Origin of the sequence: Winogradskyella marina (genome assembly GCF_015645385.1) — a bacterium.
Lineage (GTDB): Bacteria > Bacteroidota > Bacteroidia > Flavobacteriales > Flavobacteriaceae > Winogradskyella > Winogradskyella marina.
The window spans coordinates 61,006-83,373 of record NZ_JADOET010000010.1 but is presented as its reverse complement, the minus strand read 5'-3'; the positions used below and the strand labels follow the sequence as shown (position 1 = coordinate 83,373).

The window sequence follows — 22,368 nt, the reverse complement described above, 5'->3', positions numbered from 1 at the left end:
ACGTTTATATGTCTTTATTTTGAAATAGGTACGGTTTTTGTAACTTACTTATTCAATACTTAAAACCCATATTATAAAAGTGAAAACTATAAATATCATCGTATTTATATTCTGCATTTTTTGCAGCACAACGGTTTTTGGCCAAGTTATAAAAGATAAGGAAACGAAATCTATTCGTATTCCGGCAGAAGAATCTAAGAAGAAAAAAGACTCTGCTTTAGTTAAAGTTAAAGTTGCGCCAATTCTTGAAAAAAAAGACGATAAATCGAGTGGTAGCTCTAAGAACGAAGACGAAAAATTTGTAATTAGAGAAACAGAGAAGCCCTTTTCTATGTTTGAAAATGACGGTTTAAAAAGCCCTAGTGAAATTTATGAAAAACGTTGGAAAAAGGAAGCTGTAAAAGGTGGTATTGTTAGAACCATGTCTGATCAGTTTTTAGGTGAACATAATGTAGATACTAAATTTGTAAATATTGTATGTAGAGATCACCAGTATCCTGATGGCGACCGTGTTCAAATTTTAGTAAACGGAACCGTTGTAAAGAATAACTTATTACTTACAAGCAGTTATAGACGCGTAGAAGTCAATTTAGTAGATGGAAAAAACACGGTTGATATTGTGGCGTTAAACCAAGGTGAATCTGGACCTAACACAGCAGAATTTGTGGTGTATGATGATAAAGGTAATGTGATTTCATCTAAAGAATGGAATCTTCTAACAGGTGTAAAAGCAAGGATTATTTTTCAAAATGAAAAAGTAACAATTAAAGAGAAAACGGCTAGTACAACTGAAGAGGTTTCTAGTAACTAACTGGCAAAACTTCAGCAGGTTGCATGGTTTCTAACTTATAATCACCAATCCGTACGCGTACTAATCGCAATGTTGGCAAACCAACCTTTGCAGTCATTTTTCGAACTTGTCTAAATTTCCCTTCGGTTATGGTAATTGAAAGCCAAGTTGTAATTCCATGACGCTCATCGCGCACAAAACGTTCAAAAATATGTGAAGTATCTGTTAGTATATTAGCTTTACAAGGTTTTGTCTTGTATGGTTTTCCTTCCACCGAAATTTCAATGCCACTTTCTAATTCCGAAATAATTTCAGGTGTAATAACACCATCGACCATGACGTGATATTCTTTCTCAATAGCAGAACTCGTTATGTAATTACTAAATTTTCCATCTGTAGTCAATAACAATAAACCTTCCGATTTCTCATCTAAACGACCAACAGCCATCGTATCTTTTGGAAAATTGTATATCTCTCCTAATAGTTTTTTAGACTTTCGTTTAGTCTGATGATTTACAAACTGACTTAAGTAGCCATAAGGTTTGTAAAGTTTATAATAGCTATGTTTATTCATGCTTACCAAAAGGTTATAAAACATTTTACAATGTTGGTCTCACTATATTTTAACCAAACTAAAGGAGAACGCTGTTCTTCGATAGCTTCTTTTATGCTATATTTTGCAGTTTCATAATCTTGCCAAGAGACATTGTTATGAGGTAATACAAGCCAATCTAATTTCTGTGGTATATAAAACCCTAATGTCTTAAAAACAGCTATAGATGCATATGAAATGTAAAAGCCGAATACACAGTCTTCGTTTAAAGACTCCATAGGTACTTTTGAAGTATCATAAGGTAAAAACAGTTGTGCTTTAAAACATAGTTTTTGAGAAATAGCTGCTGAATCAATATTATACTCTTGAAGTTGTTGCTTAGTTTCATCTTTAAAAAGCAAAGGAAATTGTTTGTTTTTTAGCTTGTCTAATTTGTAACAAAGTGAGTCTTTCCTATTAGGACCAATCCAATAGGAGAGTGGGTTATTATAAGATTTTAAAGTATCGTAAAGATAAAATTTATAAACCACTTCTAGGTGAATTGGCTGGTCATTAAAATCGTAGAGCGCATCTAATTCTCCAATGGTTTTGCGGTCTTTTTGAATTTGTAAATTTTCAACAATCCAATGTACAGAGGCGTCTTGTCTTAGTTGGTGAAATACAAATTCTTCTACAAGTTTACCTAACCGTTGATTTTTAAATACAGCTGTGTTGTCTATTGGTTTTGGTGTTGAATCTAGTTCTATTTGGCTAAACTCAGTAAAATCATTCGTCTTAAAAAGAGATGGTGTTTTTACGAAACCTTTATAGCGTAGTAATGTACTTTTATTCATAGCACATTAAAAGTAAAAATATTTTTGACAAAGGAGACTTTGACAACAGATTTATTAGTCCTTTAGTTTTATGAGTGTGACTTTTCTTCAATTCCTGCACTATCTATATCAAAATATTCTAAAACTTCAGTTACTGATGTAATATGCGCTGTTTTATCACCATTCATTACAATTGCTCCTTTAAATATTTCAGGGTTGTTTTCTAATATAGTAACATAATCATTGGCGCTAAATGTTGAGGTTTTGTCTACGTTTTCAACCTTAGAAAGCTCTAAAAACTGTTCTATTCCAACATTTAGATCAGTGGCTAAATCTTGCCATTGCGTTGGTGTAAGCATCGTCTTATTAAGATTAATCATTAAAATTTCTTTTCCAGAGGCTTCTAAATAGCCTTCTAGCTGTTTTCCAAAGTCTGAATCGTTGGCATAAATACAATTTATTTGGTTTTTATCTCTACTAATTACTCCCATTTTGTCTTTCATTTATTAATACGTTTTCATTTTATCATTTCGTTTTTCTAATTGACGTGATAACTCCTTAACGGTTTCAGATATAGCATCTAAAAAACTATCATGAGAAGATTCTGCGAATAGGCGAGGACCTGGTGCACTTAATCTAATACCACACTTTTTACCTGTGTCATCACTGCTTGTATTCTCTGTTTTAAAAAAGACATCAGCTCTAATAACAAAGTCGTATCGTGTGAATAAGGTTTCTAATTTTTCTTTGGCATGTGCTTCAAGTCTATCGCTTGCGGCTACGTCGTGATATTCAATTAGTATTTCCATAATTATTTTATTTGTTGTTTCAACAAGGTAAGTAATGCTTTATTCTGTACTTAACGTAATCACAATATTTATTAACGTAAACCCATTTTTCTAATCTTATGAATCTTCGTTTAGAGCAAAAAAAACGCAAAATCGAATTTTGATTTTGCGTTTTTAAAGTCGTTAATTAAAACTATCTAATTATGAGTTTCTGTATGCGTTTATCTCCATGAGCAGTTTCTAATTCTACGATATAAATACCTGCACTTAGATGACTAACATTTACCGATTGTTTAGGTTTTGTGTCATCTATTACCTATAATAACTCTGGCTTGTTCCTTTTGTACAAGCACAGTTACTAGCACCTTGTAAAAAGTCTAACCCAATGGTTACCATGTGTGTTCCGGAATTAAAACCAGATAAATCATTAATTGTTAATTGGTAGGAATACGCAAAAAAGAATTGATTAAAAGTAATACCTCCTATTGGACCGACGTTTAAAGGCTTAAAGAATTGATCGTTAAGAAAACGATAAGAACCACCTACAAAGTAATAATCTCCTTTTCTATTAAATTTTCGGTATTTAAAATTGATATCTGTACTAGATCGATTGTCACTATCAAACATTTGCACAAATAAGGATGGCTCAAATTCTACATCTTTGTTATTGTTACTTTTTATAACAAGACCAGTATATAATTGATAATTTAAAAGTTTACTTGGCTCAATACCTAAATGGTCATCGATATCTTTATTCAAAATATTATTGGCATTAAAGCTTAAGTAAAACGCTTTCCATCGGTACAAAATACCAGCATCAAAATTATTATTAGATTGCGATCTATCATCTGTAATTGATGGATCTAAAATTGGAATATCATAGGTGGTATTAAAATTCTCAATGTCAATTCTAAAACTATTGATGTTGTAAGATAATCCGAAAGATAAAAATTGTTTTGTCTTATAATCTAATGTTAAATGGTGCGCAAAAGAAAACTTAACTCCTTTTTGGCGTGTGTTTCCATTTTTATCGTTGTAAGCAGAAATACCAATACCTGTACGATTAGAAATCCTAAAGTCAGCATATACAGATTGATTATCTGGTGCATTTTTTATTCCTACCCATTGTGTTAATCCGTTTGCTCTAATTTTTAAATTATCTCCAATTCCGGCATACGTTGGCGAAATAACAAAGTCATTATCTGCTAAATATTGTGTAAATACTGGTAAGTTTAATTCTTGGCCATAACCTTGTGCGAAGACCAAAAAAAGAATATATAGGGTGATTTTTTTCATGATGTTATCTTTAAAATGTGCTTAGCTATTATCTATAAAGTGTAAAATGTCCAACAAACTCTTTGTCGTGTGAAGCGTCATTCGTTTGAACAACAAACCAATAATCTCCAGTAGGTAATTCATTACCCATATACTTTCCATCCCAAACTTCACCAACACGGTATGTGGCAATTTTACGACCGTATCTATCAAAAATATCGAAGGTTAGGTTTGGATAATTTTCAGTACATCCTGGTGCCCATGTATCAAATTCTCCGTCTCCGTTTGGTGTAAACCAATTTGGAATACATATATCTTGAAATTCTAACTCTATTTGTGCAGTTGCATAACAACCACTACTATCGGTCACGATTACAGTATATAAACCAGACTCTGTAATAATGTAAGTGTTTTCTGAACCAACATCTTCTCCGTTCAACGTGTATTGGTAATCACCTCTACCACCAGAGGCAGTTGCTATGAATTCATTTAATCCACCTTCAGCCAATGTTAACGTTACAGGGGCTACGGTATCAATATCGAATAAGTCGGTACGTTGAACACATAAATTTTCATGCATTACATCAATATAATACCCTGTACCTTCTGGTAAATTTGTAAATACATTATCAGATTGATATGGGCCACCATTTAAAGAATATTCGAGAAGGGTAGGGTCTTCAATAGAAGCATCTACAGTCACAGTTACAATATTGCCTTGTATATTGTTGTCACAAATATTTTCAATAACAACTTCTGGTAAAATGCTAACTGATTCTGGGAACGTGATATTCCATTCAGATTCACATCCTTCAGCATCTTTTACAAATACAATATGATCACCACCGCCTAAATTTGTAAAATAAAATTCGGTTTGCGTAGCGTTTCCTGTTGTGTAAGTACCATCATAATCATCTAAACTGACACTGTATGGTAATGTTCCACCTGAAATAGCAATACTAAATTCACCTTCAAGTTCACCTGTACAAACTTCTGGGATTAATGAGTTTGGTACAATACTTAAGATTACAGGTTGCGGTTCCGTTATGGTAACATCGAGTGTTAAATAACAGCCTAATTCATCTTGTACAATGATGGTGTAATCATCAGGAGCTAAGTTTTCGAAAGTATTAATATCGAAGAACTGATTTAATTGTGGTGAAATAGCATACTTAATGATTCCTGTTCCTCCAGACGCAGTAACTTCAATAGAACCATTATTACTTCCTGCACAACTCACATTGTTAACAACCACTGACGCATCGAGTGGAGCATCTGGTTCCGTAATAGTAATTGGAGCAGAAGTAGCAGTACAATCTCCACTTTCTACGTATACAATATAATCACCTGCAAAAAGTTCTGTGAAATAACCTGGACTGTTTTCTGTTGCAGTAACAGGGTTTCCTGCATTATCTTGTAACGTATAGGTGTAATTTCCTAATCCACCTATAGCAGTTGCTAAGATGGTACCATTGTTATCACCAGCACAATTAATTGTAGGGTTGGTTGATTCTAATGTCACTTCTAAAGTCGGCAATGGATCAACTGTAATTTCATTAGATACATTAGTAACACATCCGTTGGCATCTCTTACATAATATGAATACGTTCCCTCTGAAACCGTAAATGTTGTCGAAGTTGTAAACGTTCCAATTAGTGGTGAAAAGGAAGGGTTCTCACTATAGGAATATAATCCTGTTCCACCTGTTGCACTCAATGTTAATGTTGATTCTGTTAAACAGGTTTGGGTTGATGCTCTTACTAAGCTAGCTTCAATTGGATCTGGCTCAGTAATTACCATATTTGCTGATGAAAATTCACAATCATAACCGTCTGTAATTCTTACAAAATAAGTTCCAGGGCCTAGGTTGTTAAACACATTAGAGGTTTGTGGGCCAGAAACACTTGGTGTTGGTGAAACCGTATTTAACGTATACGTATAGTTTGTGCCTTGACCACCAGTAACATTTGTAATAGTAATACTAGCATCCTGATCACCAAAACAAGATAATGTTGTAGTGCTTGGTGTAAATGTAGCTGTTATTGGATCTGGAGTTTCTAATGTTATTACTTCAGATACGATACAACCACCGGCATCTCTAACATTTACGGTGTAATCTCCAGCTGACAATCCTGTAAATGATCCATTTGAAGAATAAGCTACAGTAGCATCGCCCGTTAATTCATATTCATAATCTCCCCAACCACCTGTTGCAATAGCAGTAATTGTACCTTCGTTATCATTACATGTTACATCTGAAGTTTCTGATACATTAAGTGTCATAGCTTCTAGTGGAGATGCAATAATTACATTTGAAGTTGCCGAACAGAAAGGAATATCTGTTTCTGTTATAAGTACAGAAAATGTTCCAGCTTCCATTCCTGTTACTATTTCAGGGTTGGTGGACGTGTTGGCGTTTACCACTCCTGTGACTGACGCTCCAGAACTATCAAATACTTCATACGTATACGCTCCAGAATAGTTGGCAATATTTATCTCGAAGGATCCAGAGTTATCCCCAAAACAGGTTACTTCAGTTGGAGTTAAAGTAAATGTAGGAAGTATAGCTTCAGAAACCGTTACAGAAACCTCTTCTGTACAAGAAGTCACAGTATCTGTTATAGTAATGGTGTAGCTTCCTGAAGGCACACCAGAAAATACATTTCCTGCTAAGCTTATTGAAGCTGGATTTGGTAAAATGCTGTAAGCATAAGATCCAGATCCTCCAGAACCAGTTACCGTAATTTCACCATCATCATTATTACAAGATGGTAGCGTTGTTACTTCTGGTGTAATGTTTATTGGTGGTACAACATCTATTGATACCGTATTACCACAACCATTTACATCTTGAACTTCTATTGTATGTGTTCCTGAATATAAATTTGAAAGTGTAAAAGGGAATGTTTGTGATTGAAATGCTCCTCCATTAATACTTACACTATAAGGAGACAAACCAGGTGTGTCTAATGTAACATCAATTTCATATTCACCTTCAACAACAGTACATTGATTTGTTAATGTTGCTGAAATTACTGGAGTTGGATCCATGTCTAAAACTTGAACCGGGCTCGTAACAATACAGTTATAAGCATCAATAACATGCACATAATAACTACCAGCATCCATATTAAATGTACTTGAAGCATCCCAAGCAGCATCTGTTGCTAATGGAGCAGCGGGTGTTGTTGTAATTTGATATTGATAAGGAGGTGTACCGTTTGAACCGATAGCACTAATAATTCCTGAGTTAGGATTACAATTCGCGTTCTGATCAATAGAAGCTTCTAACTCTAAAAGAAAGGCAGATTCTGTAATATTAAAAGGCACTGTTACAACTCCACAACCAGCATTTGGACCTGAACTTTCGCTAATAGAAACAAAATAATTTCCAAATGGTAATGGCCCTAATTCTGTAACATTTAATGCTCCATTTGCAGGAACAGAACCTGAACCTGTAATTCCAGTTGAGGTTAAACTTAAAGAATCGAATATTTCATAATCTACAGCAACAGAACTTCCATATACACTATTAATAGTAAATGATACATTTCCGTCAGCACTCCCTGTACAGGTTATATTATTCGCGCTAACCGCTGTAGCTGTTAATGTTGAATTAGTTGGAATTGGAACCGTAGCTGGTTCGTAGTAACTACAATTTGTAGATTGGTCATACACAATAAATGTATATAATACACCAGGCATTAACCCTGTAAATGTAGCAGACTCACTTCCTGGAGCGTCTTCACTTAACCATGTTCCAGTAGTAGGATATACCGTACCTGGACCTTCGTATATGCTAAAGAAGAATGGCCCTGCACTAGTAAGAGATGATCCTATACTTACTTCAGCTTCACCACCAGTAGAACAATCGACAGTTGTAGTAATATCAATATCTAAATCTGTTGGAGGAGAGGCTACCAATACATCTTGAACTAGAACAGAACAACCGTTAGCATCTACCACATTTATTTGATATAAACCAAAATCTACCACATCAAAACTTACTGATGTTGAACCGATATTATTAAGTTCAGAATTAGAGTAACCATTTGTACCTGTAACAAAATAGTTATAAGGTGGTGTTCCACCTGTAACTGAGTTTACAATGACCGAACCTTGTGAAACGCCACCTGCACCACAAGTAATATCGATAGCTTCATGGGATATTGATATTTGATATGGTTGGTTAATCGTCACGTTTTCAGTTGCTGTACACATTTTAGAATCTGTTACAGTTACAGTATATGTTCCTGCTGGTAATCCAGACGTTTGTGTACCATAATCAGTTCCTGTTGTATCGTTATTCACATTAATAGTGAAAGGAGGGGTCCCTACTGACGTATCTATTGTAACTTCAATAGCTCCATTTGTATCACCATGACATAAAATAGGTTGCGTTTGTGCAACCAAACTTAATGCAGGTGGCGATAATGGGTTTACTGTAATCACAGAAGATTCCGCTGAACAACCATTAGCATCTGTTATTTCAAATTGATATGTTCCTGCATCTGCCGTTGCATATGTAAATGGAGAACCTGTTGCACCTAAAGATGTATAAGCAGCTCCGTTTATTGATACCGAATATGTGTAAGGCGCAGGTCCAGAAATTGTTCCAGTTATAACCGCATCTGGCGCCGCTGTACAATCCAAACCTTCCGTTAAAACAACAGATAAGGTTGGAGTAGGAATAGGGTCAATAGTATAAGACTCACTATATACACAATCATTTTCATCTTTAACTTGAATCGTATACGTTCCTGGCTCTAAACCTGAAAAATCTGTTGATGTTTGATAAGCCGTTGCTGCCGAAGCTGGTGCTGTAATTTGATATTCTAATATTCCAATACCTCCTGTTGTTCCTGTAATAGAAATTGTAGAAGTATTGGTAGGACAGGTCACTGGTGAATTATCGAAGGTTAAATCCGTTGGTGGATTTAAGGCTTCCACAGTAATGTCATTCATTGCCGAAGAACAACCACTAGCATCTTTTACGATTACAGTATAGGTTCCTGCTGATAAATTATTAAAGCTATTACTATTTTGAAAAGATACACCATCAATACTATAGGTATATGGTGCATCACCTCCTGTAACTCCCGTAACTGTAATGGTACCATCTGAGGTACATGTAAAAGGAGCTGTTAATTCTGCAGTTCCGGTAATTGGTGTGGCAGAATTAATAGTTGCCGTCTGTGGACTGGTTTCGCAAACATCAGAGCCTGTTGCGTATTGTAATACGACTTCATAATCTCCTACTGGTAAACCTGTAAAGACATTTGAGTTAACGAAAGTCGTTCCTCCATCAATACTATATAAAATACTACTGCCATTTGCGTTAATGACATCAATTGATAAAACTCCAGAATCACTAGCGTCTGCACAAGCAATATCGACGATATCTATATTAAAATCGGGTGCAGGAATAGCATCAACTGTAAGGGTTAAGTCTGTGCTACAGTTATTAGAATCCATAACAGTAATGTTATAAACTCCGGCTGTAGGCACAACGACCTCAGGTACAGTTTGAAACTCTGTTGCACCATTAACAAAGTAAAAATAAGGAGGTGTTCCACCAACTGGATAAACTGTAATCTCACCATCAGTACAGTTTAATGGACTTGTTAAAGCTGCAGTAGCCGTTAAAACTGGTGGTTCAGTAATTGTAATATCTTCAGAGAATACACAGCCATTTTCAGATGTAATCGTTGCCGTGTATGTTCCTGTATTTAAGTTTTGAAATGTATGGGTGTTATCTACAATTGGACCAACACTATTCACTAAACTTCCACCTTCAGTCAGTGCAAAAGAATATTGAGGATCTATATCGTTTGCTGCTAAATAAATTGTGCCTTTATCACCATAACAAAGGGGTTGTGTAACTATCGTTGAACCTGTAAATTCTCGATCTCTAATTTGTACATCTGGAACAGTAAACACACAAGGGTTTGTTGCCACACCAACCTGTCTGATATAAGCTGTGTAAATACCAGGAGTATCTACAGAAAACACATTACTATCTTGAAAAGAAGTGCCATCTAAACTATATTCATATCCTGAAGGCACTCCATTTACGGTAATACTTCCATCCGTGGTACAAATGATATCTGATGCATTAACAGTTGCGTTTAAAATGTTTTCATAAATATTGAAATAAAACTGTACAAAACATCCACCAGGATAATTAATAGTTAACCTGTATTGACCTGCTGTGTCAGCCAGAAAATTTGAACCTGTTCCTACTTCATCCCAAGTACAAGAAGCGTCTTCATTTGCACAATCTGCATCTGCAACAGCCGAACAACTTCCTTCATTTAATTGTTCCCATATAACTGACGTAGAATTGGAGATGTTGGTTTCAATTAATCTTGAATCTTCAGCACCACACAAAAAGATATTTGGCAATAATTTTCCGTCATTAGGACACGTTACGACTTCATCTGCATAAGGTATAACAGGGTTTGAAGTATTATTACCATAAATCTCTACATGGTATTCTTGAACAATAGATTGACAAGGAGCTACAGCTGAATTGAAAGAGTAGTAGGTGCCTGTTTGATCGGCAGTTATCGTTTGTGTATTTCCAATAACTGGTGTTCCGGTTGGACTTGTAGACCAAGTGTAAGAATCATAACCATCTGCTGCAGTTAAATCGACAGTTTCTCCACATAACACAATATCTTGAGAAAAAGTACAGTTTAAATCTGCTAAAAAATTTGTGGCTTGAGGTGATAACAAACAGCCTGTGTTATTGTTAATACTTGGATCATCTGAAATTGAAAAAGTTGGATTATAAAACCCATTATAACTTCCAAAAGCCTGATTACTAATAATATTAGTACACGCATCAATTAGTAGGTTACAAGATTCTACAACTTCTACCTCAATACGAATTTCATAAACGGGATCATTTTCTTCTACTAAAGAATCATCAATATTAAAAATAAGTTCTCGTGTGGCAGCATTATAGCTAGAAACAGTTACTCCTGGAGGTAATACTAAATCTTCTGGATAATTAAAAATAACATTCACAGGCAGAATGTCTCTGATTTGAAAGTTTGTAGCATTGTCATTTCCTGTATTTTGAAAACCAATGACATAATTAAGCGAAGACCCAAGGCCTACAAATTCATTACCAATATTATTACCTGAATCATCCTCTACAATTTTGGTGAGCACTATGTTAGGTTCTATAATTTCTACAGCAAAAGCAAAGAAATAAGGAAAATAGGTATCTCCACTTGTTTCTAAACGAATGGTTCCAGAGGTGGCATCATTGGCAATAACTGAATTTCCAGGATTTGGCACATGCATTACACCTGTATCAAAACCTAAGGTATTGGTACTGTTTGGGACTCTATCATTTACAGGTGTAGCGTCTAACTGAGTAACGGAACTGTTGAAAAAATTTGCAATTGGGCGATCTGTAGCTGACAAACTAACTCCGTTTAAACGTAATCGATCACCTAAAATAGGACTATCTCCTTCTAAAGTTGCAAAAGCAAAATTAGCTCTCACTGGAGCGGGAGCAGGAATAGTTCTAAATCCATCTACCGGAATATCTAAATTTGGATTACCACCTGCAACACTAATAGCACTAAAACCATCAAAACTAGTAATTGATTTTCCTGGTAAAGTAGGATCTTCATAAACTACAAATAATGACCAACCAGCAGATTGTCCTGTACCATTATAGGGATTATATGACGCTGTTCTACCTTCTGCAGAAGATACGTTTGCAATTGTATATGTACCTAAATCATTACTAAACGTTGAAATTATAGAGGTTACATCGGCATAAGCTGCATAAGAAAAACTATCTCCACCATCTACAGTATTTCCATCTGCATCATAAATAATAGTACCTTCTATATCATGATAACCACCTTCTGGTCCTTTAAATTTTACTTCTGTTATAGGAGCATCGCCAGGATTTACAGCTCCCCAATATAAACCTGCATATATGATTTTATAACAGTTTGGGTTAGGAATTGTTAGATCTGCACTAGAAGAACTGAAAGTAGAGCCATCACTATCGATATCAATATATTGCATATCGACTTGGTGATTATATACCGAATTATTATTAAATGGGTCATTATCTGGCCCAAGAATATTATTACCGATTAAGACAATATCACCTTTTAAGTCCTCATTAAATCGAGGTGTAAAGGGCTCATAGTTTTGAGCTAACGTTAGTTGTCCCAAAATAAGTGTTAGGGCAATTATGGCTATTCTAGAAAAAGTAGGTTTTTTCATGATACTATTTTTTATTATTTTACTTTACTTCTCGGGGCAAAGAAGAACGTAAAAAGTTGGCTTAACTATTATTGGTTTTCTATTTTTACTATTGACATTTTTCCATTATAAGGTCTATTACCTTTGGCTTCTAAAGCTCTATTGGCACTTGCGATATCATCAACCTTATCATAATAAATATAATATTTACTAGTGTTCACGTCATGAAAGAAATCTACATTTGTTCTTCCAGATGCAACAACTTTAGTTAAAAACTCATCTCTACTTTTCTCATCACCATGTACTGCAATTATGAGATAGAAACCACTATCTATATGATTGATATTCTTTAATATCTTAATACTATTACCTTGTGCTTCTCCAAAATCAAAATCTTCAGCTTTTAAAGGTGTTGCAGATAATTTTGTGGTTTCTCTTATGTTTTTCAACTTGGCTCTTCCTTGACTATATCTATCGTCTTCATTATTAAAAGCTGCACGCTTAATTCGTCTACGCTTTTCAAATTCAGTTGCGACCTGAATAGCTTCTAACCTTACGTCTAATTGCGCTTTTGCTTGTTTAGCCTTTAACTGTTCAGCTTTTAATCTTTTAATCTCCTTTTCATAGAACAGGGTTACTTCATCTAAAGCTAATGAACCAATTGCAGCACGTTCTTCATAAAGTTTATTTAATTCATCAATTTTCTCTGTACGTGTTTTAATAACATCATCTAAATCTGTTCTAATTGCTCTTAACGCATTGTTCTCAGCTGTCACACTTTTAAATGGCTTAGGCTGAACAGTAATTCCTTGATCGCTTAAGTCATTTTCTTCTTTCATATCCTTAAGATCCTGATCTTTAATAGCAACAATCTCATCAAACTGTTCCAATAACTCATTCTGAACTGTTTTTGATGCTTCTGTTGATTTAGTTATTGTCTGCATCGAAACAGCAAGTTCATCTGTTGCATTTGATATCGCATTTTCTTTAACCTGAGCAGCTTCCTCTTCAGCCTTTTGTTCTGCTAATAGTATAGCCTGAGCAGCAGCCTCTTCTTCAGCTTTTTGCTCCGCTACTAATTTAGCCTGAGCAGCAGCAGCTTCTTCAGCCTTTTGTTCTGCTAATAGTTTAGCTTGAGCAGCAGCTTCTTCTTCGGCTTTTTGTTCTGCTAATAATTTAGCCTGAGCAGCAGCTTCTTCTTCAGCCTTTTGTTCTGCTAATAGTTTAGCTTGAGCAGCAGCTTCTTCTTTAGCTTTTTGCTCCGCTAATAGTTTAGCTTGAGCAGCAGCTTCTTCTGCAGCTTTTTGTTCTGCTAATAGTTTAGCTTGAGCAGCAGCTTCTTCTTCAGCTTTTTGCTCCGCTAATAGTTTAGCTTGAGCAGCAGCTTCTTCTGCAGCTTTTTGCTCTTCTAATAGTTTAGCTTGAGCAGCAGCTTCTTCTTCAGCCTTTTGTTCCGCTAATAGTTTAGCTTGAGCAGCAGCTTCTTCTTCGGCTTTTTGCTCCGCTAATAGTCTAGCTCGGGCAGCAGCTTCTTCCTTAGCTTTTTGTTCAGCTTGTAGTTTTGCTCTAGTTTCCGCTCTTTCCGCAGCTTTTTTATCCGCTTCAATTTTTTCGGCTTTAGCCTTAGCTTCTTCTAAGTCTTTTAATTTTTGAGCCTCTATTAACTTCGCCTGTGCTTCAGCTTCTTGTTGTTCTTTTAATTCTATTGCTAATCTTTCAGCTTCCTTATCTGCTTCAATTTTTTCTTGAGCCTCTTGTTCTGCCTCTAATTTAGCTTCTGCATCTGCTTCGGCTTTCGCTTTATTTTCAGCAGCTGCATTTCTACTTGCTACGCTTGAATTTGAAGGTTTAGTAACACGACGTTTTCTTCGTCCGTCTGATGAAAGAATACTGCTCACTTCATCTTCACGGCTATAGTTATAATAATTATCATTTTTAAATCGGTATGCTAAAGTAATTTCATGTGAAGGTCCATAATTGCTTAAATCACCAAAAGCAGTTTCATAATTGTATTCTATTGCAATTTGTGTTGTGATATTTAATCCGACTCCTCCAGAGGCACCGTAAAGTGTATTATAACCCGCTTGAGCCCAAATTCCTTTAGGCACAGTCACCATGGCAACAGCAGATAAAATGGTTTCTTCTTTTTGAAACTCGGAACGTAACAATCCTGTAAATTTACTTTCGTCAAAAAAACCTCTACTATCCATGTAACCTGTATACATTACATGAGCTTGAATGCTTTGTTGTGGGTTATCTTCAATAAGTTCTGAAGCTTCAAAATTGTATAATGCTAAATTGTTTATTGATAATCCGAAATCTAAAAACTCAGTCCCATAATTAATACCAGGATTAATAGTTAATAGGAAATTCTCTGGTACATTCTCTAGCGAAGGGTCGCTGAAATTAGTGATGACGTTTGCAGTATTAACACCACTTTTATAAGCTCCAATATTAAGCCCAAATGTTAGGTTGCTATCGTAACCTAATTGTGCATTGTATGCAAAATTCAAAATACCACCATAGGTGGTTAATACTCCATAATTTTGTTGAAAAAGTCCCAATCCGGCTCCAATATTCTCGCCAAATCGTCCGGAATAACTGGCTAAATAGGTGAGTGGTGCATTTTCAAATTGTACCCATTCTCTTTTGTTATAGACACTGATGTATTTAGTTTGTTCTCTCACAAAACTAAATGTTGGGTTTTGGGTAAAACGGTTAAAGGTTAAAGAATTTCGTGATGGTATTGCAAGCGAAACCACGCCGTCATCTTCTTGAGCGTAGAATGTCTGTAAAGAACAGATACATAATATAAAAAGTAGAAAATGTGCTTTCATATTATTTCACTACAGTTATTGAACCTTTTAATGTTTTATTATCTGATGTTGTGATAATGTAATAATAGACTTTATTAATACGCGTTAATTTTAAATCGTTTTCTGGCCAATTGTTTAAGTAATCTTTGGTTTGTACTACTACTTTTCCTTGACTGTTCATTATCATCACTTCAGTATCTGTACCACTAACATATTGCGTTGGTATAATCCAAGTATCATTAATACTATCTCCATTGGGACTGATAAGATTTGGAATGTTTTCTACGTCAGGAAAAAGATCGAGTTCTTCTTCAATAGAAAATAAATAGTCAACCGTAGTTGTACAACCTGTGGTTTGTGTAATACTAACCCTATAATCTCCAAACTCGGTAGCTTCAAAAGAAGCATTTGTTTCACCTGGAATAACAGATGCATTCAAATACCATGTAAATTCTGGGTTTATAGCTGTAGTCGTTACCGTTACCAGTAATGTATCTTCTTCTGCCATTTCGTTAAACTCTGGAACATTAATTGTGCTATCAAACAATTCACTTACCAATTCTATTGAACCAGAAGCAGAACATTCTCCTAAATCTACTTGAACTGAAAATGAACCAGACGCATTAGTTTGGTAAGTTTGATTGGTAGCATCTTCAATTAAATTTCCATCTTTATACCATTGGTAAGAAAGACCACCAATTGTACTTAAAGTTGTTAGGCCTTGTTCAGGACAATACGGATTTCCTAAACTTGAAACAATAGTGGCATTCGCTTCTCCTGAAACAGCTTCACTTATTGTAACACGATTAGAAAATGAGTTTGAAGTACAAGTGCCGTAGTTCGTTTTAACAAAATAAGTACCTTCCGTGTCTACAGTTAATGTAGGACCATCAGCTACAAAACTAGATGTTGTTGGTCCTGTTTCTTTATACCATTTATAGGTTAGGCCAGGATATTGAAGCGGTGAATCGTTATTTCCACTTCCTGGGTTATCAATAGATAATAAATAGCTTCCACCACTACAAAATGCGCCAGTTGACACGAGGTTATTTATTGTAAATGGTGAATCTTGAATTTTATAATACGCAGCAAACGGAACTGACCTTGCACTGGTTGCGGCAGGAGCGCTACTCTTAACACGGATACGATAGTTTTCACCTGTAGTAGTTTCCGGAATAGAAAACGCAATAGTTGCTGGTGATACTGTTACAGATCCTGCAGCGGTAGTATGCACAATAGTTGGATCAGAAAAATCACCATCCGCATCAGACATTTCAATAATAAATTGATTTGATGCGTTTAATACAGACTCCGGTGAAAAAATAAATGTGGTATTAAAAGTATTAAATGAGTCACTTGCACAAGCTTGACTAAAACCTAAATTAGGCGTACCAATAACTATTTGCGCATTCGCTTTTTGAAACATAAACGCGAGACATATACAAATTCCATATATGAATTGAGATAGGTAAGTAGGTTTAAGCATTAGTTTGGGATTGTAATTTTTAGTCTATAAGCTGTTTAGGGTTTTATCAGAGTCGTAACATATTTAAACTATTATTAAATATGTTAAGAATTAAAAATTTAGGTTAATCGTTTAGTGTATGTTATTCTTCTTCATCGTCATCATCGAAATAATCATTAGAAGCTATAATTTTGTTGATTCTCAATCTAAAATCTGGAGTTCTACTGTTATCAGAATCGATAAATGTTTCTTTATCTGGGCCTTTTGAATATACATTATCAAAAGCTCTACTTCCGTACCAGCTTTCTAAGTCATCGTTGTTAGTTGCATATTTTTTAAAAATATTTCCTTTACAATTATTAAAATAAGAATTTGTAATTTTTACCTTTTCTAAACTCTCATTATTGATATCAATATTTTCGTCTAAAATTATAGCAGGTTTAAAACCAGAAATAACACTTCTATTTAGGTTCAATGATACATCTGGACCAATTAAAATAGCTTCTTGAACTAAACCAACTTGAATATCAGATTTTAAATCATTACTGATATTAACCAACGTAAGGTTTTCCGCATTTACAAACGTTTCTTTTTTAGTTGTATCTGCGTTTTCAATTATATCATAAGAGCTAGCAGAAATACAACGCGAACCATCTGGACTTGAAATATAAGGAGAGCGAATCGCTAAAGCATTTTCAATACTACTTTGTGTACCATAATTAAAATTATAGTCGTTTTTATTAGACCTATAAGACACTGTTTTAGTTAAGTTTACTTCTCCTCCTAATACATTAAAAGAATTACCTTCACTATAGCTAATCATAATATTACTAATAGCAGTTTTTTTACCAACACCAGCAAGGGTAAGACCACTAAAATTTCCAAAATCTTTAGTTTTCTTTCCTGCGTACTCAATTCTTAAATAGTTTAATTTACCAGAGTTACTTTCGGTGTTATCACCACCATAACTAATATTTTCAGTTGATGACGGTTTAAATCCATAATTAAGAGAAGCTACATTACCAAATATATTAATAGGAGCATTGCCTAATAAAAATAGTCCTCCCCAATCTCCAGGCTTTTTATCACTTCTATTAGAGGTAAAAATAATTGGATCTGTTGGTTTTCCCTCTGCTATTATTTTAGAACCGTTTGCTATAATTAATGCCCCTTTGGTTTTATAGTCTCCCAATATAACAGTACCTGGTTCTATAGTTAAAGTCGTACTATCTGTAACAAAAACGTCGCCTAGTAAAAGATAGGTATCTCTTTTATTTAGAGTTATATCTTCTGAAATGTTTCCAGACAATATTTGCGTTGGTTCTTCGTAGTCCGCTTTGTTAGGTTGAAAGTCTGTCCATGTATCTAGCCAGTTATTGTAGCCAGTAATTCCTTTTTCTTGTTGAGCAAATAAATTACCAAACACTAAAAGAAAGAAAAGTGAAGTAAGCGTAATTTTTTTCATAGTAGGTAAATTTAATATTAGATTAAAGGGCGTTTAATACAATTATTATCAAACATATAAATAAATCCCACGAAACACAAATTATATCGACAAAATACACTCAATTATATTAAATGTATTATTTTACCTACACAAAAGAGCACATTATCGGTGTAATTTGAATAAATCATAAAAAAACCACTAAAATCTGCCTGTTCTTAAGTAATTACATAGAATAAAAAAACCTTGACACAATTTCTGGGTCAAGGTTTTTAAAACACATATAATAATAAAAAAATTAACTAGTCCTTTTTAAAATCATCGTAAGTATGTAATGCTTTTAATGTGGATTCATAAAAAAGAATCGCGGCAATTAAATCTTTAGTATCAGAATAGGGAAGTATCTTCTTTTGAAACTCCATAGTACTATCAAAATAAGAGGTAGAGGCATCGATATTATCTTCTAATGCTTTTCTATTATCTTTTGTATCAGGTATTCCAAGATTTTCCATGGTAACACCAGGTTTAGTTGCAAATGCAATATTTGGAAGGATATTTACAATAACTTCAATTCGCTCTACATAAAGAACAAGTAATTCTCCTTTTTTCTTCTGTTTTAAGTCTTCACGACTATGGTATTTTGAGATGTTTACTTTGCCACTAATGATACTTTGAGAATCCTCATCTTTTTGAGCAAAACTTACACTCATCATTAGAGAAAATAGAGCACAAAATAAAGTAGATTTGGTTTTCATATTTACGCTATTTAATTAATCTTAGTCCCACAAATCTATACAATTTATTAAATAAAACAACTTTATTTAAGCATTTTTCATAAAACAATTCATATATGAAATACATATTTTATAGTTAAACTGCACTAATAGTGGATTAAATGCTAATTTTACCGACGAAATACTTTTGCTCGTTTTCTGAATATTTTCAAAATTTACTGACATAAAACTAACAATTATTACTGGTTTAATTTTTCCAATTACAAGCTCTATTTTCCACAATAGCGACACTTTAATATATATATTCTAAGTCATAAATATAAAGAATTGTGAAACGTACATTTTGATATAAAACGGTTAAGATTTCATGTCTTTTTATGGTCTAAAAGCAACCCTAATCACACGTATTTTTATTGAATAACTATTTTAATGAAAAAAAGTAGTTCATCGGAAATATTTGTTTTTTTTTTCGGTTTATCGTAAAAATGTAGCATTGGTGTGATTTTTAAGGCATTATGATTTAAAAGCTGGAATTTTGGTAAAACCCAAAATCTAATTCTCATGAAAAATCTAAAGACCTTATTTTGTATTATATGCTTCCATAGCGTATTGATTGGAGTTTCTGCACAAGAACAGAACTCTAACTTAGATTTTAATAGTCCTATATATGATCGCGCGGAAGACCAGATGAGTCATACAGATACAATACCAGATTATAGATCGAAAACAAATAAGTTAAAGCTAACTGGTATTATTTATCAAAGTGATGGCGTAACACCTGCAAAAGATGTTATTCTATTTATAGAGCAGCCCGATGAAGATGGTGATTTTGATTTGAGAAATACAGGTGATAGACGTTATGTGTTTCATAGAAGTTGGGTTAAAACCGATGCTGACGGACGCTATACGTTATACACGTTTGTCCCTGGAGGAGATAGAAGATATAATCAACCGCAACAAATATTTCCACTTATAAAAGCACCTTCTAAGCAAGAGTATGCTGTAGAATCATTTTTATTTGATGAAGACCCTCTTCTTACAAAATCTTGTAGAAAACGTATGGTGAAAAAAGGTGATCCAACACGAATACTTAAATTAAAATCAGAAGATGGTATTTTGGTTGCTGAACGTAATATTACTTTAAAAGCTAATGAAACATTAGCAAATTTATAATTAAACTCTATAATGTGTTCTTAGCGTCCTAATGCTTTTAGGACGCTTTTTTTATTTTCACTTTTAATATGTTAAAATAAACTTTAACTTAATTGTAATAATTCTTATTTTTAGGAATACGCATTGTTGAAACATAATTAAGAGCAAATTAAAAAACACATGATAATATTACTACAAACAGCTTCGGAAACCATCTCTAAATCTGTTCAAAATTATTACTATGAATTGTTAGACATTTTACCAAGAATTGCACTAGGTATATTGGTAATTGTTGTAGGAGTACTTATTGCAAAACTATTGACTAGTATTTACAAAAAACGTATCTTAAAAAAAGCTGAAGACCCTTTAATGGCTCGATTTCTAGTTCAAGCTATTAAGATTATTTTCGTTTTAATCTCTATATTATTAGCATTAGAAGTTGCTGGTTTAAGTGGAGTAGCAACAGGAATATTAACAGCAGCAGGTGGAGCAGCTATTATTTTAGGGTTTGCATTTCAAGATATTGGTAAAAACTTTTTAGCCGGAATAATTTTAGCTTTCAACAGACCTTTTAACGTTAACGATACTATTATGGTAGGTGAATTATTTGGAAAAGTAAAAGCCTTAAATTTTAGATATACACATATAAAAACATCCGATGGACGCGATATTTTTGTACCCAATAGCGACGTGCTTACAAAAGCGGTTGAAAACTACACGGCTGATGGCTATTTTAGAAATGAATTTATTGTAGGTATTGGTTATGAAGATCATATAGAGGACGCCAAAGCAGCAATTCAAGACATATTAGATAACCATCCCGAAATTGTGCACGATGATGTTCACGATAATTTTGTTATTGAAAACGAATTATCGGCAAGTACGGTTAATCTAAAAGTCTTTTTCTGGGTAGAAACCTTAGATTATAGAAAGTCATCAAGAGTATTACGAGGACTTATAATTAAGCAAGTCAAAGAACTTCTCGATGAAAAAGGATTTAATCTTCCTGCCAATATTACTGAACTTAAATTATATAAGAATGAAGAAGATATTCCTTTAAGGGTTCGAAAAGATCCTCGTGATTTTAACTATGACAAACCACAATAGAAGTTCTAATTCACGAGATTAAACGCCTGCTTAGCAATTTCTAGTTCTTCATTCGTTGGAATAATTAAAACCTTAACTTTTGATGTGTCGGTATTAATTTCTCTTATTGAGTTTGACCTAATTTCATTTTTAGAGGTATCGATAGCAATCCCAAAGAAATCCATATCTTCGCCTACTAATTGTCGGATAATACTCGAGTTTTCACCAATTCCTGCGGTAAAAACAATAGCATCTAATCCATTCATTGCGGCAGCATAAGCACCAATATATTTTTTAATGCGATATGCGTTCATTGCTAAAGCTAGTTGACACTCTTTGTTACCATTTCCGGCTTCTTTTTCTATATCTCTCAAATCTGAATACCCAGTTAAGCCCAACATACCACCTTGTTTTGTCACCATTGTGCTTACGTCATCTAAACTATAGCCTAAAGTATTCACTAAATAGAAAATAATAGCATGGTCTATATCACCAGTTCGTGTTCCCATAATTAGGCCATTTGATGGTGTAAATCCTAAACTATGATCTACACTTTTACCATTTTTAATTGCAGTCATACTACAACCGTTACCTAAATGAATAGTGATAATTTTAGAGGATTTTAGGTTTAAATAATTGAGTGCTTTTTCTGAAACATACTTATGACTTGTGCCATGAAAACCATACACCTGAATCTGATGTTCCTTATATAATGCGTTAGGAAGCGCATATTTTTTAGCTTTTTCTGGTAGTGTTTGAAAAAACGCCGTATCAAAAACAGCCACCTGTTTAGCATTAGGAAACAATTGTTCTGCTACTATTATCCCTTGAAGATTATTTGGATTATGCAAAGGAGCTAAAGAACTACAGTTTTTTATGTCTTGTTTTACGGTTTCAGTAACTAAAGCTGTTTCAGAAAACGAATTACCACCATGAACCACACGATGTCCAATAATTTCAATTTCATCTGTATTTTTTATCACTCCTTTTTCAGGATCTAATAATAAATCTTCAATTTTTTTTAAGCCTTGTTTATAATCCTTAACATGTACAACTTGCTTAATATCTTTGTGTTGCGTTTTATAATTTAAAATAGCATCTTTTTCTCCAATACGCTCAACTAAACCACTACAAACTAGAGTTTCAGAGGGCATTTCTATCAATTGGAATTTTATTGACGAGCTTCCTGAGTTTATAACTAATATCTTCATACA

Annotated in this window: 15 protein-coding genes; 3 read left to right on the top strand and 12 right to left on the bottom strand. The window is 34.0% G+C overall.

The window, feature by feature from the left end; translation table 11 throughout:
* Positions 1 to 79: 79 nt before the first annotated feature.
* A complete protein-coding gene (locus ITJ86_RS12150; protein ID WP_195871915.1) occupies positions 80 to 811 on the top strand; it encodes a hypothetical protein in 732 nt (243 codons plus the stop codon).
* On the opposite strand, the gene ITJ86_RS12145 is transcribed toward ITJ86_RS12150, so the two are convergent.
* The 11 genes from ITJ86_RS12145 to ITJ86_RS12095 form a co-directional block, all read right to left on the bottom strand.
* Positions 801 to 1,364, bottom strand: a complete 564-nt coding sequence (locus ITJ86_RS12145; RefSeq protein ID WP_195871914.1) for a pseudouridine synthase — start codon at positions 1,362 to 1,364, stop codon at positions 801 to 803. The genes ITJ86_RS12150 and ITJ86_RS12145 overlap by 11 nt on opposite strands.
* Before the next feature lie 2 nt (positions 1,365 to 1,366).
* On the bottom strand, positions 1,367 to 2,176 hold the full coding sequence (locus ITJ86_RS12140) for a DUF1853 family protein (protein WP_195871913.1): 810 nt from the start codon (positions 2,174 to 2,176) through the stop codon (positions 1,367 to 1,369).
* A 68-nt stretch (positions 2,177 to 2,244) separates the two neighbouring features.
* Positions 2,245 to 2,658, bottom strand: a complete 414-nt coding sequence (locus tag ITJ86_RS12135) for a hypothetical protein (protein ID WP_195871912.1) — start codon at positions 2,656 to 2,658, stop codon at positions 2,245 to 2,247.
* A gap of 3 nt (positions 2,659 to 2,661) precedes the next feature.
* Positions 2,662 to 2,964 (bottom strand): ribosome hibernation-promoting factor, HPF/YfiA family, encoded by a 303-nt coding sequence (hpf, locus tag ITJ86_RS12130; protein WP_195871911.1) that lies wholly within the window; start codon positions 2,962 to 2,964, stop codon positions 2,662 to 2,664.
* 172 nt (positions 2,965 to 3,136) lie between these two features.
* Positions 3,137 to 3,256, bottom strand: a complete 120-nt coding sequence (locus ITJ86_RS17630) for a T9SS type A sorting domain-containing protein (protein ID WP_195871964.1) — start codon at positions 3,254 to 3,256, stop codon at positions 3,137 to 3,139.
* Positions 3,256 to 4,239 (bottom strand): PorP/SprF family type IX secretion system membrane protein, encoded by a 984-nt coding sequence (locus tag ITJ86_RS12120; protein WP_195871910.1) that lies wholly within the window; start codon positions 4,237 to 4,239, stop codon positions 3,256 to 3,258. Before ITJ86_RS12120 ends, ITJ86_RS17630 begins: the two co-directional genes overlap by 1 nt.
* 28 nt (positions 4,240 to 4,267) lie before the next feature.
* A complete protein-coding gene (locus ITJ86_RS12115; RefSeq protein WP_195871909.1) occupies positions 4,268 to 12,478 on the bottom strand; it encodes a T9SS type B sorting domain-containing protein in 8,211 nt (2,736 codons plus the stop codon).
* A 68-nt stretch (positions 12,479 to 12,546) separates the two neighbouring features.
* Positions 12,547 to 15,294, bottom strand: a complete 2,748-nt coding sequence (locus ITJ86_RS12110) for a PorP/SprF family type IX secretion system membrane protein (RefSeq protein WP_195871908.1) — start codon at positions 15,292 to 15,294, stop codon at positions 12,547 to 12,549.
* Between the two features lies 1 nt (position 15,295).
* Complete coding sequence (locus ITJ86_RS12105) at positions 15,296 to 16,699, bottom strand: T9SS type B sorting domain-containing protein (RefSeq protein WP_230080289.1); 1,404 nt, start codon at positions 16,697 to 16,699, stop codon at positions 15,296 to 15,298.
* A gap of 181 nt (positions 16,700 to 16,880) precedes the next feature.
* Positions 16,881 to 18,203, bottom strand: a complete 1,323-nt coding sequence (locus tag ITJ86_RS12100) for a hypothetical protein (protein ID WP_195871906.1) — start codon at positions 18,201 to 18,203, stop codon at positions 16,881 to 16,883.
* Positions 18,204 to 18,484: 281 nt separating this feature from the next.
* Positions 18,485 to 18,937 carry a hypothetical protein gene (locus tag ITJ86_RS12095; protein WP_195871905.1) on the bottom strand — a complete coding sequence of 151 codons (453 nt, stop codon included), beginning with the start codon at positions 18,935 to 18,937 and terminating at the stop codon, positions 18,485 to 18,487.
* A 540-nt stretch (positions 18,938 to 19,477) separates the two neighbouring features.
* Between ITJ86_RS12095 and ITJ86_RS12090 the strand changes: the two genes are divergently transcribed.
* Both ITJ86_RS12090 and ITJ86_RS12085 read left to right on the top strand, forming a co-directional pair.
* On the top strand, positions 19,478 to 20,089 hold the full coding sequence (locus tag ITJ86_RS12090; protein ID WP_195871904.1) for a peptidase associated/transthyretin-like domain-containing protein: 612 nt from the start codon (positions 19,478 to 19,480) through the stop codon (positions 20,087 to 20,089).
* A gap of 159 nt (positions 20,090 to 20,248) precedes the next feature.
* Entirely contained in the window at positions 20,249 to 21,175 is a 927-nt protein-coding gene (locus tag ITJ86_RS12085; RefSeq protein ID WP_195871903.1) for a mechanosensitive ion channel family protein, read from the top strand.
* A gap of 5 nt (positions 21,176 to 21,180) precedes the next feature.
* Here the strand turns inward: ITJ86_RS12085 and ITJ86_RS12080 are convergent, their stop codons facing one another.
* Entirely contained in the window at positions 21,181 to 22,365 is a 1,185-nt protein-coding gene (locus ITJ86_RS12080; protein WP_195871902.1) for an acetate/propionate family kinase, read from the bottom strand.
* Positions 22,366 to 22,368 lie beyond the last annotated feature (3 nt).

What these genes read in the sequence shown, in the direction of transcription:
- ITJ86_RS12110 (WP_195871908.1), bottom strand. Translation starts at nt 15,294, where the DNA reads ATGAAAGCACATTTTCTACTTTTTATATTATGTATCTGTTCTTTACAG.
- ITJ86_RS12140 (WP_195871913.1), bottom strand. Translation starts at nt 2,176, where the DNA reads ATGAATAAAAGTACATTACTACGCTATAAAGGTTTCGTAAAAACACCA.
- ITJ86_RS12105 (WP_230080289.1), bottom strand. Translation starts at nt 16,699, where the DNA reads ATGTTTCAAAAAGCGAATGCGCAAATAGTTATTGGTACGCCTAATTTA.
- ITJ86_RS12135 (WP_195871912.1), bottom strand. Translation starts at nt 2,658, where the DNA reads ATGAAAGACAAAATGGGAGTAATTAGTAGAGATAAAAACCAAATAAAT.
- ITJ86_RS12145 (WP_195871914.1), bottom strand. Translation starts at nt 1,364, where the DNA reads ATGAATAAACATAGCTATTATAAACTTTACAAACCTTATGGCTACTTA.
- ITJ86_RS12100 (WP_195871906.1), bottom strand. Translation starts at nt 18,203, where the DNA reads ATGAAAAAAATTACGCTTACTTCACTTTTCTTTCTTTTAGTGTTTGGT.
- ITJ86_RS12090 (WP_195871904.1), top strand. Translation starts at nt 19,478, where the DNA reads ATGAAAAATCTAAAGACCTTATTTTGTATTATATGCTTCCATAGCGTA.
- ITJ86_RS12120 (WP_195871910.1), bottom strand. Translation starts at nt 4,239, where the DNA reads ATGAAAAAAATCACCCTATATATTCTTTTTTTGGTCTTCGCACAAGGT.
- hpf (WP_195871911.1), bottom strand. Translation starts at nt 2,964, where the DNA reads ATGGAAATACTAATTGAATATCACGACGTAGCCGCAAGCGATAGACTT.
- ITJ86_RS12080 (WP_195871902.1), bottom strand. Translation starts at nt 22,365, where the DNA reads ATGAAGATATTAGTTATAAACTCAGGAAGCTCGTCAATAAAATTCCAA.
- ITJ86_RS12115 (WP_195871909.1), bottom strand. Translation starts at nt 12,478, where the DNA reads ATGAAAAAACCTACTTTTTCTAGAATAGCCATAATTGCCCTAACACTT.
- ITJ86_RS12095 (WP_195871905.1), bottom strand. Translation starts at nt 18,937, where the DNA reads ATGAAAACCAAATCTACTTTATTTTGTGCTCTATTTTCTCTAATGATG.
- ITJ86_RS12085 (WP_195871903.1), top strand. Translation starts at nt 20,249, where the DNA reads ATGATAATATTACTACAAACAGCTTCGGAAACCATCTCTAAATCTGTT.